This is a genomic window from Actinoplanes sp. OR16, from assembly GCF_004001265.1.
Lineage (GTDB): Bacteria > Actinomycetota > Actinomycetes > Mycobacteriales > Micromonosporaceae > Actinoplanes.
Window position 1 is genome coordinate 8,394,469 of sequence record NZ_AP019371.1, and the last position, 11,799, is coordinate 8,406,267.

General features: G+C 71.8%; 10 protein-coding genes. 4 read left to right on the forward strand and 6 right to left on the reverse strand.

Annotation, left to right across the window (positions count from 1 at the left end; translation table 11 throughout):
- Positions 1-5: 5 nt before the first annotated feature.
- Positions 6-677 (reverse strand): phosphatase PAP2 family protein, encoded by a 672-nt coding sequence (locus tag EP757_RS38680; RefSeq protein WP_127553292.1) that lies wholly within the window; start codon positions 675-677, stop codon positions 6-8.
- A gap of 9 nt (positions 678-686) precedes the next feature.
- Positions 687-2,441, reverse strand: a complete 1,755-nt coding sequence (locus EP757_RS38685; RefSeq protein ID WP_127553293.1) for a methyl-accepting chemotaxis protein — start codon at positions 2,439-2,441, stop codon at positions 687-689.
- A gap of 81 nt (positions 2,442-2,522) precedes the next feature.
- Between EP757_RS38685 and EP757_RS38690 the strand changes: the two genes are divergently transcribed.
- On the forward strand, positions 2,523-4,880 hold the full coding sequence (locus EP757_RS38690) for a putative bifunctional diguanylate cyclase/phosphodiesterase (protein ID WP_370457734.1): 2,358 nt from the start codon (positions 2,523-2,525) through the stop codon (positions 4,878-4,880).
- Here EP757_RS38690 and EP757_RS38695 read toward each other — a convergent pair.
- Complete coding sequence (locus EP757_RS38695) at positions 4,842-6,287, reverse strand: 26S protease regulatory subunit (protein ID WP_127553294.1); 1,446 nt, start codon at positions 6,285-6,287, stop codon at positions 4,842-4,844. The genes EP757_RS38690 and EP757_RS38695 overlap by 39 nt on opposite strands.
- A 166-nt stretch (positions 6,288-6,453) precedes the next feature.
- Between EP757_RS38695 and EP757_RS38700 the strand changes: the two genes are divergently transcribed.
- On the forward strand, positions 6,454-7,986 hold the full coding sequence (locus EP757_RS38700) for a M20/M25/M40 family metallo-hydrolase (RefSeq protein WP_232050230.1): 1,533 nt from the start codon (positions 6,454-6,456) through the stop codon (positions 7,984-7,986).
- Between the two features lie 118 nt (positions 7,987-8,104).
- Here the strand turns inward: EP757_RS38700 and EP757_RS38705 are convergent, their stop codons facing one another.
- Positions 8,105-9,112 carry an FUSC family protein gene (locus EP757_RS38705; protein ID WP_127553296.1) on the reverse strand — a complete coding sequence of 336 codons (1,008 nt, stop codon included), beginning with the start codon at positions 9,110-9,112 and terminating at the stop codon, positions 8,105-8,107.
- Positions 9,113-9,223: 111 nt separating this feature from the next.
- Here EP757_RS38705 and EP757_RS38710 point away from each other — a divergent pair, with 111 nt between their 5' ends.
- The gene (locus EP757_RS38710; RefSeq protein ID WP_127553297.1) at positions 9,224-9,781 is read left to right on the forward strand and encodes a hypothetical protein; all 558 of its coding nucleotides are present in this window, start codon (positions 9,224-9,226) and stop codon (positions 9,779-9,781) included.
- A gap of 4 nt (positions 9,782-9,785) precedes the next feature.
- Here EP757_RS38710 and EP757_RS38715 read toward each other — a convergent pair whose 3' ends face one another.
- The gene (locus EP757_RS38715; RefSeq protein WP_127553298.1) at positions 9,786-10,709 is read right to left on the reverse strand and encodes a hypothetical protein; all 924 of its coding nucleotides are present in this window, start codon (positions 10,707-10,709) and stop codon (positions 9,786-9,788) included.
- Positions 10,710-10,811: 102 nt separating this feature from the next.
- Between EP757_RS38715 and EP757_RS38720 the strand changes: the two genes are divergently transcribed.
- Complete coding sequence (locus tag EP757_RS38720) at positions 10,812-11,456, forward strand: LysE family translocator (RefSeq protein ID WP_127553299.1); 645 nt, start codon at positions 10,812-10,814, stop codon at positions 11,454-11,456.
- Here EP757_RS38720 and EP757_RS38725 read toward each other — a convergent pair.
- A complete protein-coding gene (locus EP757_RS38725) occupies positions 11,416-11,778 on the reverse strand; it encodes a hypothetical protein (RefSeq protein ID WP_127553300.1) in 363 nt (120 codons plus the stop codon). The genes EP757_RS38720 and EP757_RS38725 overlap by 41 nt on opposite strands.
- Between the last annotated feature and the right edge of the window lie 21 nt (positions 11,779-11,799).

Here is an 11,799-nt window from a genome sequence, read left to right on the forward strand (position 1 = left end):
TGCCTTTACCCTTCCACGGGCTCCGGCACACCTCGACGCGAATGGATGGCCGCCGAGGCGACGGCGATCGCGGCGCCGAGGAACAGGCCGGCGGTCACGTCACTGAGCCAGTGCACGCCGAGCCCGACCCGGGTCAGCGCGGTGACCAGCGGAAGCCCGAGCGCGGCGGTCCAGAGACCGACCGTCGCGAGCCGGTGTCCGCGCACCATCGGCGTCAGCACGAGCAGGAGGATCGCGGCGCCGAGCGCGGCGTTGAGCGCGTGACCGGAGGGGAACGAGTAGCCGGAGGCCTTCGCGACCGGCTCCAGGAACTCCGGCCGGGCCCGGCTGAACAGCAGCTTCAGCACGGCGCCCAGCAGGCCGCCGGCGATCATCGTGACGGCCGCCCAGATCGCGACCGACCGGGCGCCCCGGCGGAACAGCCAGATCACCAGTGCCAGGACGGCCAGCCGCCAGCCGGTCGGGCTCAGGATGTGGGTCAGCCAGGTCAGCGCGTCCACCCAGCCCGGATGCGACAGCGCCACCCCGTGCATCCGCTCCGACACCGACTCGTCGAGGTCGTGCAGCGGCGGCCAGCGGACCGCCACCAGCGACGCCAGCAGCACGAACGGGACCAGTAGCGGGAATGCCACCCGGTTCCGGGCGGCGACGGCGATGTCGTGGTGGGAGGTGTGCATGGCGAGTCATTACCCCACACCCTGCTGCGAACCACCTGTGTGCCCGCGGCCGGCGGCCAGTTCCTCGATGCCGCCGATCGCGTCACGGACCTGATCGACCAGGACGCCGATGGTCTGCTGCTGATCGTCGGCGACCGCGCGCACCTGGCCGATCGCCACCCGCACGCTCTCGATCGTCTCGGTCATCGTGGCGACCGCGCCGGAGACGTCGGTGGCGGTGCTGGTCAGCGTGCCGAGCGTCGCGGTGATCCGCTCGGCGGACTCGGCGGTGTCGTCGGCCAGCTTGCGGACCTCGTCGGCGACGACCGCGAAGCCCAGGCCGGCCGGTCCGGCACGGGCCGCCTCGATGGTGGCGTTGAGCGCGAGCATCCGGGTCTGCCCGGCGATCGAGGCGATCAGCGCGGCCAGGTCGCGGGTGGCGGGCAGGCTCACGGTGAGCGCCTCGACGGCCCGGTCGGCCTGCTCGGCGTTGCCGGCCATCCGGTCGGTGGCGACCTGCGCGGCGGCCGACCCGGCGGTGATGTCGGCGACCGAGGTCCGCACGGCGTCGACCCCGCGTACCGCGTCGCCGAGCCGGCCGGACACGCCACTGATGATCTGCTCGGACTCGGCGCGGACCCGCTCGGCCGTCTCCTGGCGATGCTGTTCCTGTTCGCGCAGACGGTCCTCGCGCTCATGCTCCTCGCGTACCCGCATGCCCTCGATCTCCGCCGTCTCCCGGGCGATCTCGCCGATCATGGCGTTGATGGCCTGGCCCACAGCGTCGATGTCCTGGCCCGCCGCGGGGGGCACGCGCAACGCCAGATCACCGGATTTCATGATCTTTTCAACGGTGCGCCGGAGCGGCCGCACCTGGACCCGGACCGCCCGGCGCTGCGCCATCGCGATCATCAAGCCGGCCAGTGCCACGCTGAGCAGCACCACCGCGCCGAGACGCAGCAGCGTGGACCGCGCCATGCCGTGGATCGACCGCTCGTTCAGGGATTCGAGGGTCACCGCGACCCCGTCCACGCCGGTGATCGTGCAGGCCACCGCGATCTCGTCGCCGGCCGTGGCGGTGGTCACCGCGATCGTGCCGAACGGGCTGTCCAGCTCGCGCAGCTGCCGGGCGCCCTCCCGTGGCGCGTCCCGCAGCGTGATCGTGTCGTCGGTCTGCCCGGCCAGCGAACCCACCCCGGCCTCGTCCAGGGCCCGGACGAGCAGCAGCGATCCCCCCGGCGAGCCGGTGCCGAGGTCCTGGTAGACGGCGAAGCTGCAGAATTCGGCCGGTGCGCCGGTCACGCTGGTGAGGCCGCAGAAGCCCGCGCCGGCGGCGGCGCCGGGGCGGATGTAGCCGAGCATGGTGGCCGGGTCGTCGAAGGGCGCCGGCATCGGGGCGTAGGCGTCGCCGGTCATCACGCCGCCCACCACGATCCGGCCGGTCGCGTCGACGCCCGCCGCGGCGGTGATGCCGTACTGGTCGCGCAGCACCGGCGGTGGCAGGTCGACGGCGAACCGCCGGTCGTCGCCGGTCGCGATGTCGTCGTAGAGGCTGGTCCAGATCGAATTGGTGACGCCGAAGTCGCGCAGCCGCTGGGCATGAGCGCCGATCGCGACCCGCAGCTCCTCGGCCTCCCGGCCCAGCTCGTTGCGCTCCAGATGATCGAAAGCGCGTAAAGTGATCACATAGACCGGCACACCGAGCACCACCAGCATCAGCGCCACCAGGATCAGCGTGGGCGGCAGCTCCCCTCGACGCAACGCCGCGACCGGCCGGAACCCCACACCCCTGAAGTTCGGCAACCGTCCGACATCGCTGAGCGGCGGGTTCTCTCAGCACCGGGCCGGATCAGACGATTCTCAGGCGTGCGGTTCGGACGGGTCCCGCTCTGGGCGGGCTGGCTGATGGTGGCGACCGCCGCCGCCCTCTGCTTCCCGCTGGTGCCCGACGACACCCTGCCCGCGAAGATCTACGTCAACACGGTCGGCGTCGCGTCGGTGTCGATGCTGTTCCTCGGCATCGCCCGGAACCGGCCGGACCACCGGGCCGCCTGGCTGCTCTTCGGCACCGGCGTGGCGATCTTCGTGTCCGGGGACATCACGTACGACGTGACCGAGCTGCGCCTCGGCGAGTACCCCTATCCGTACTGGGCGGACGCGCTCTACCTCTGCTCGTACCCGTTCCTGTTCCTCGGCCTGTCGCGGCTCGGCCGTGGCAGCGGGGGCCGTGACCGGGGCGGCCTCATCGACGCCGCGGTGATCTCCACCGGGATCGGGCTGATCTACTGGGTGTTCGTGATCGGGCCGACCCTGGAGGACGCCGGCTCACCGTGGCTGGAGCGCCTCGTCACGATCGGGTACCCGCTCTCCGACGTGCTGCTGACCGCCGCCGTCGCCCGGATGCTGACCCGTGCCGAGAACCGCACCCCGAGCCTGAGGCTGCTCGCCGCCGGCGCCACCCTGATGCTGACCTGCGACCTGATCTACACGACGATGTCCAGCTCGGCCGGGTACACCGGTGGCCTCGTCGACTCGGGCTTCCTCATGGCGTACATCTGCTGGGCGGCCGCCGCCCTGCACCCGACCATGCGCCGGCGCCCGCGCAGCGGCGTCGAGGCCGACCGCGTCGGGGGCCGCCGCCTCGCCGTGCTGGCCGCTGCCTCGCTACTCGCCCCCGGCCTGCTGTTCTGGGAGGGACTGCAAGACCCGGACGACATCGCCTGGGCCGGCATCGGCGTCGGGGCGGTCACCCTGTTCCTGCTGGTCGTGGCCCGCACCTGGGGATTCGTGAAACAGGTGCAGCAGCAGGCCGGAAGGCTGGAGACCCTGGCCATGCACGACGAGCTGACCGGCCTCTCCAACCGGCGCCGCTTCGAGCGCCGGCTCACCGCAGCACTCGCCGACGGGTCGCCGCACGTGCTGCTGCTCGACCTGGACGGCTTCAAGGCGGTGAACGACCGGTTCGGCCACGCCGTCGGGGACGAACTGCTCGTCGAGGTCAGCCGGCGCATCGCCGCGACGCTGCCGGGCGGCGCACCCCCGGCCACCCTCGCCGCCACGCCCCTGGCCGCCGCTCCCCTCGCCGCCGCTCCCCTCGCCGCGCGGATGGGCGGGGACGAATTCGCGGTGCTGCTGCCCGATGCCACCCCGGAGGCCGCCGAGGAACTGGCCGTCCGGTTGCACGCGGCGATCCACCATCCGATCCGGGCCGGCGGCCAAGACCTCCTCGTCGGCGCGAGCATCGGGATAGCCGACGGCACCTGCCGGTGCCGTCCGGCCGGCTGCGCCGGGACGAGAGCAGGCGATCATGAGCATCCTCCGGCCGCTCACGCCGCCGATCCCGGTGAGGTGCTGCGCCGCGCCGACGTCGCGATGTACGCCGCGAAGGCCGGCGGCGGACGGCACCGCCGCTACCGCGCCGGCCTCGACGACCAGGCCGGCGAGGAGGCCCGGCTCGGCGCCGAGCTGCGCACCGCCCTGGACCAGGGTCAGCTGCACCTCGTCTACCAGCCGATCGTGGAGCTGCCGACCGGCCGGGTCCTCGCCGTGGAGAGCCTGGTCCGCTGGCGGCACCCGGACCGCGGCCTGGTCACCCCGGCCGACTTCATCCCGGTCGCCGAACGGACCGGGCTGATCGTCGAGCTCGGCGAATGGATCCTGCGGACGGCCTGCGCCCAGCACGTCACGTGGCGCGAGCGGGGCATCGCACCGTACCGGATGGGCGTCAACGTCTCCGCCCGCCAGCTCGCCGAACCCGGCTTCCCCGGCCTGGTCGCCGCCATCCTCGCCGGCACCGGCATGAAACCCGGCGAACTCGTCGTCGAGGTCACCGAGACGGCGGTCTTCGGCGGCGGCGCCGCCGCCCGGGCCGTCCACGAACTCGACGACTTCGGCGTGGAGATCGCCCTCGACGACTTCGGCACCGGCCACTCGTCCCTCGGCCTGCTGCAGTCCCTGCCGGTCCGCATCCTGAAGGTCGACAAGTCGTTCGTCGAGAACGTCACCCTGGCCGGCCGGCACGCCGTCATCGCCACCTCACTCATCCAGGTGGCCGACGGCCTCGGCATGGTCGCCGTCGCCGAGGGCGTCGAGACGCAGGCCCAGGCCGACGAGCTCTACCGCCTCGGTTACCGCCGAGCCCAGGGCTACCATTTCGGCCGCCCCGCCGAGATCCCCGATTTCGCCCTAGACGCCGCCGCGCAGGGAGCGGACCGCTTCCAGTAGTTCCTGCTCGGAGATGGGGTCGGCGGCGGCGCCGCGGGCGTCCTGCATGGCCTTGGTGAGCTGGACGCGGCGCAGCACCTCCTTGATGTCGGCGCCGGTCATGCCGGTGGCGGCCACGCCGAGCGCGCCGAAGTCCAGGTCTTCGGCGAACATGCGGAAGCCGGGGGTCTCGTGGGCGGCGATCAGAGCGCGGATCATCTTGCGGAAGATCTCGGCGCGGGCGTTCTCGTCCGGTTTCGGAACGCTGACCTTGATGTCGAAGCGGCCGGAACGGATCAGGGATTCGTCGACCCGGTGCGGGAAGTTGGTGGTCGCCACGACCAGCACGTTCGGGTTGGCCTCGATGAGGTCATTCATCTCCTGCTTGAAGATGCCGGCGACCGCGTTCAGCGCCTGGCTGGCCGCGTCGCCGCCGGCGCCCGCGTAGCTGACGATCGAGTCGAACTCGTCGAAGAGCATCAGCGTCGGCACCCGGTAACGCCGGGCGTCCCGGAAGATCTGCTTGATGTTGCGCTCCGAGCCGCCCAGCCACTTGTCGAGGATCTCCGGGGTGCGGATCTCCCGGAAGTCGGCGCCGATCTCGTTCGCCAGGGCACGGGACAGCATCGTCTTGCCGGTGCCCGGAGGCCCGTACATCAGAATGCCCTGAGGCCGCCGGGCCCCCCACCGCGCCATCGCCTCCGGATGCCGGAAGGAGACCGCCACCTGGCGCAGCTCCGCGACCACGTCGGCCAGGCCACCGACCATGTCGAGGGTGACCGCCTGGGTCGTCACCGGCGTCTTCGGCAGGCTCTCCCGGCTGACCACGTAGTGCCGGCCCCGCAAGGCATCCGGCTCGCTGAGCTCCAGCACCGCCGTCAGGGTCAGGGTCACGAACGCGCGCAGGTGCTCCGGCCCGACCTCGTCGCGCGGCACCCGGGCCTCGAGCCGGGCGACGGTCCCGCCCTCCTGATAGATCACGCTCGCCTGCAGGCCCACCACGGCGTCGGCGAGGACTCCCGGCTCGCGTTCGGCCTGCGGGCCCGCGGGACGATCAAGACCCAGCTTCCGGTACGCCGCGGCAGCCGCCGTTCCGACGCCATCGACGATCCGGGTCGCGACCGGGTCACCGGCGGCAATCCGTTTCGACAGCAGCAGTCCGAGCGGATCGTTGCCGAGGACGATCTTCCGCATCCGCTCGGTCGACATCGGCTCGCCGCCGGCCGCGATGCGGGCCGTGAACACGTGGTCGGCGGCATCGGCCGAGACCGTCAGGTCCACCCGCTGCACCGGCGCCGGCCAGGTCGCCCGGCGCAGCAGCTCGACCGGGTTCACCCGGGCCGCCGCTAGCAGGGTGACGGCGTCGACGAGCTGGACGGTCGCCCCCGCGTACTCGAAGGTCTCGCTGTTGGGTCGCGCCTCTGACATGCCACCCTCCGCAGTGTCTGGTCATCCCAGAGTGACACGTCCGCGCGATCCACTTCCCGCGGACATCCAGGCGGGTTAATCTGCGCGCTGACAACCCTCGATGTCGCGGGGATCGCCGGAACACCTCCGGCGGCGGATCGCGACCGTCGCACGGAGGAGAGTTTCGTTGCGTAGATCGGCCATACCCGCCATCGCGACACTGCTCGTCACGCTGGCCGCGGCACCGGCGACCGCCGGTGGACACGGCCACGGCCACCACCCGGAGAGCTCCAAGCGCCTGCGTGAGGCCGTCACCGTCTCGGGGGTCCGGGACCACCTGAAGGCCTTCCAGAAGATCGCCGATCAGAACGACGGCACTCGCGCGTCCGGCACGGCCGGATTCAACGCGAGCGCGGCGTACGTGAAGAAGGCTCTGAAGAGGGCCGGTTACCAGGTCACCGAGCAGAAGTTCGTCTTCCCGTTCTTCAAGGAGCTGGCGCCGGCGCAGCTCACCCGGGTCTCCCCTGCCGGACCGGCCTACGAGACGCACACCTTCGACTTCTCCGGCTCCGGCGACGTCACCGGCCAGGTGGTCCCGGCGCTGAACAACGTGCTCCCGCCCACCCCGGAGCCCAGCTCGACCGCGGGTTGCGCCGCTGCCGACTTCGCACCGGCCTCGGCGACCGCGCCGCAGATCGCCCTGGTCCAGCGCGGCGGCTGCAACTTCATCGTCAAGGCGCAGAACGCCAAGGCCGCCGGGTACGACGCGGTGATCGTCTTCAACGAGGGACAGCCCGGCCGTGACGAGCTGCTCACCGGCACCCTGGGCGAGCCGTTCGACCTGCCGGTCGTCGGGCTCAGCTTCGCCGACGGCAGCGCCCTCGCCGCCGCGGCGTCCGCCGGCGTGGTCACGGTCCGCGCGGTGACCAGCACGTTCATCGACCCGAACGCGACCACCAGCAACATCATCGCGGACGGCCGGGGCGGCGACCCGAACCGGGTCCTCGTCGTCGGCGCCCACCTCGACTCGGTCGTCACCGGCGCCGGCATCAACGACAACGGCAGCGGCTCGGCCACCATCCTGGAGATCGCCGAGCAGATCTCCCGTCTTCACGTCAAGACGAACCAGAAGCTGCGTTTCGCGTTCTGGGGCGCCGAGGAGGCCGGCCTGCTCGGCTCCGAGCACTACGTCGCGTCGCTGGACGCCACCCAGCAGGCGAAGATCTACGCGAACCTGAACTTCGACATGGTCGGCTCGCCGAACTACGTGCGGTTCGTCTACGACGGCGACGGCTCGGACACCGGCACCGCCGGCCCGGACGGCTCCGGCGCGATCGAGTCGGTCTTCACCGACTACTTCGCCTCGCAGGGCCTGGCCAGCGACCCGACGGCGTTCGACGGCCGGTCCGACTACGGCCCGTTCATCGCGGTCGGCATCCCGGCCGGCGGCCTGTTCAGCGGCGCCGAGGGCGTCAAGACCGAGGAGCAGGCGGCGGAGTACGGCGGCACCGCGGGTGAGCCGTACGACCCGTGCTACCACGAGGCCTGCGACGACATCACGAACCTCAGCAACCGGTCGCTGAGCGAGCTCGGCGACGCGGCCGCGCACGCGGTCTTCACGGTCGGCCGGCTCAAGGGCGACCTCGCGTCCCCGGCTACGCCGGCCACCGCCGGTTCGGCGGCGAGCAGCGGGGGCGCGCACGACGCTCCGCTGAGCTGATCCACCCCGCCGATGAGGGCGTCGCCGTGACGGCGGCGCCCTCACGCGTCCCCGTTCCCGGCCCGACCACGCAAGCCGTAGCCCGGACACGTCGCCACCCCACGAACCGGTGCTTGGGCTACGGCTCGGCCGGCTTGGGGTGTGGCTTCGTGAGCTGGTGGGCGGCGAGGATCACCAGGCAGGCGACGGCGCCGCCGATCAGCGTCTCCAGGCCACGGTCCCCGAGCAGGTCGGCCATCGGGCGCGGCGCCGCGACCTGGTTCATCAGCAGCGCGAGCGGGGTGATGAAGAGCATCGCCACGCCGTAGTTGCGGCCCACGGCCAGCTCCGCGGCGACCTGCAGGACGGCCAGGACCGCCACCGCCGGGTACGGGCCGAAGCCCGGTGCCAGGATCAGCGCCGCGAGGAGCAGGCCGCCCAGTGTCCCGGCGATGCGGTGGGCGGCGCGGACGAGTTGAGCGGAGCGTCCCCGGGCCGCGAGCGGGGCGACGGCCGCGACCGTGGCCCAGTACGGGTGGCCGATCCCGAATCCGGTCGCGATCGTGCCCGCCACCAGGGCGGCGACGGACGTCGAGAGGGCGGACGGCATCGCGCGCTGGAGCTTCACCCGTACATCCAAGGGCTGGAACTCGGCGGTGGGCGCGGCCCGCGGCCGGACCGCCCGGAGAGATCGCGCGTTCGCGACCAGCAGGGAGAACACGGCGCTCGCGGCGGCCACCGCGACCGCCGCCGGGAGATCGGCGAGCCGGTGCGGCACCGACGCGACCGCGCCGAACGCGAAGACCAGGAAGAGCGCGCCCGGCGGATGCCACTCGGCGACCGTGGCGAGGACGGTGCCGGCGCCGGCGATCAGGGCGGCGATCAGCACGGCCAGCCAGGTGCGCGCCGTGAGGACGCTGGTGAGCACGCCCAGCAGCACCGCGGTGACCAGGGCGAGCGCCGCGCCGGACTGCATGGCGAAACGCTCCGCGCCGAACCGGGTCCGGCCGTAGAGGGAGGTGAAGGCGCCGAACGCGGCGTACATCGACCAGTGCGGGCGGTCGATCAGCAGCACCACCAGCAGCGGTGTCGCGACACTGACGCCGGCACGCAGAGCCGCCGGCGCATCTCGGGACAGGAAACCCATAACGACGTCGACCCTAGTCGTTCGACACCGCCGGCATCAGAAATCCGCGCGGGGCGCAATAGTCCCATCCGAGCGATGACCAGCGGACCTCGCCGATGTAACCATCAAGCGATGTTGGTCTTGTTCGCGCACAGCGGTACCGGTTCGACCGTCGCCACGGTGCACCGCGGCGACGGGGTCGTCCTTCAGCTCCCCGGCTACGACCGGAAACATCGGGTTCCTCATGATCTCGCGCACTTCGCCACCGAGCGCGCCCTCGGCCTGACCGCCGGGGTGTTCGGGGCGATCGCGGCGGGCGGGGTCTTCGACAACATGCGGCTGGTGAGCGGGAAGCCCCGGCACGACGCCGCGCAACGCAGCAGGCGCCTGCTGGACGCCCACAGGCGTGATCTCACGATGGCCGAGCTGATCGCCGGCGTGATCCACCGGGCGATCGAGGAGGACGAGGCCGGCCGGGCGCCGGCGCTGGTCCGGGAGGCCTGGGTCTCGTTCGACGGCACCGACTGCCCGTGGTCGGAGGCTCAGGTGGCCGAGGCCGTCACCACCCTGGCCGAGATGGCCGCGGAGTGGGAGGCACATGGTGCGGTGCGGGCCACGTGGCCGGATGACCTCGTGGCGCCGATGCCCGTACCGCAGGGGGTGAGACGCGGCCGGCGCGGCCGCACCTGAGGTTCTACTTCACAAAGGTGACGGTGACGTTCGGGTCGGCGGCGTCACCGGTCGTGTAGACGTACTTCTTCGCCGCGCTGTCGCCGGTCTGGGCGAGCAGCCACTGCGCCGACCAGCGGGCGACCGTCTCGACGCCGACCGCCTGGTTCAGCGTCTGCGCGGAGGCGTCGGGCAGCGCGCCGGCCGGGTTCTGGCCGTTCGTGATGCCGTAGTGGTTGGCCCCGGCGACCTGGATGAACGCCTTCGGCGTGCCGGCCGTCAGGTTGTAGGTGGTCTGCCCCTCGGCGGTGGTGGCCACTCCGTCGGCGGTGCCCTGGATGTAGCCGACCGGCACCGTGTTGAGCACCGGCAGCACCAGGTCGGTGCCGTAGAGCACGTTGTTGCCGCCGTACGTGACGACCGCTTCGAGCTCGCTCGGCGCGATGTTGGCGATCGCGCAGAACGGGATGACGCAGAGGCCCGCGCTGATGCTCAGGGCGGTGGCCGCGCCGAACGAGTGGCCGGCCAGCACCAGCTCGTTCTCGTCGATACGGCGGTAGAGCGGGGATGCCGGGTTGTCGTCCTCGGCCTCGGCCCAGTCGACGGCCCAGCCGGCCTGCGCGCCCTCGGGGTAGAGGCCGCTGACGCCGAACAGGGATCGGGTGTGGTTGGGGACGGCGACGACGAAGCCGTACGAGGCGACCGTCGACGCATAGGTGGAGTAGTTCGCCTTGTCGACGTTCGCGCCCTGCAGGAAGAGCGCCACCGGCAACCGGGTGCCGGACGTCGGGTAGTAGACGTCGGCGCTGTCGCCGTTGATCGTCGTCGTGTAGCTGGCGACCGCCGTGGTCGCGGCCTGGGCCGGAGCCGCGGCAAACGTGACAGCGAGGACGGCAGCCGAGATCGCCGCGGCCCGCTGTTTCCAAGAACGGAACAACGTCACATTCATGGATACGGACTATGTCGATCGATCGCTTCGCCGTCAAGAGGCGGTCCAGACACCCGGAATTGGTTCTCGCGGTGTCGCGCCGCGGTCCGGCAGGCTCGGAGGGTGGTTTCGATCTCCGCGGTCCTCGCCGTCTCCGCCGTCGCGCTCGGCATGGTCCTCACGCCCGGGCCGAACATGATGTACCTGGTCTCCCGCAGCATCACCCAGGGACGACGGGCCGGCCTGGTCTCCCTCGGCGGCGTGGCGCTCGGCTTCCTGATCTACCTGACCGCCACCAACCTGGGGCTGTCGGTGCTCTTCGTCGCGGTGCCGGAGCTCTACCTGACGATCAAGCTGGCCGGCGCCGCCTACCTCGGGTGGCTGGCCTGGAAGGCGCTCAAGCCGGGTGGCGCGTCGGTTTTTCAGATCAAGGGGATGGCGTACGACGACGATCGGCGGCTGTTCGCCATGGGACTGCTGACCAATCTGCTCAATCCGAAGGCCGCCGTCATGTACCTGTCCCTGATCCCGCAGTTCGTCCATCCGGACGCCGGTCACGTGATGGTGCAGGGCTTCCTGCTGGGCGGGGTGCAGCTGCTCGTCAGCATGGCGGTGAACCTGCTGATCATCCTGGCCGCCGGCAGCATCGCGGTCTTCCTGAGCCGCCGGCCGGCGTGGCTGCGGGCCCAGCGCTACCTGATGGGCACGGTCCTCGGCGTGATGGCCGTCAAACTCGCGACGGATCGGGCACGGCCGGTCGCCGCCTGACCAGAGTCCCGAGGCCGAGCAGCAACTGCGCGATCGGCACCGCCAGCACCGTGACCAGCATCGCCCCCTGCGGCCGCATGCCCAGGTGCAGCAGCGTCATCAGGCCGCTGATCGCGAGCAGGCTGATCCAGGCCGCCCGGTCCGCGGGCCGCTGCCACAGCCGCAGGCCGCAGGGCAGGCAGACCAGGGCCAGCACGGCGAGGCCGGCGAGGGCCGCCGGGGCGTGCCCGAGGTGCTCGCCGGCGAGCGCGAGGTGCACGGCGATGCCGGCGGCCCCGAGCAGAGCCGCGAGCCGGCCGGGTGAGACGCCATTGTGGATCACCGGCCGAATCATGCCAGCACG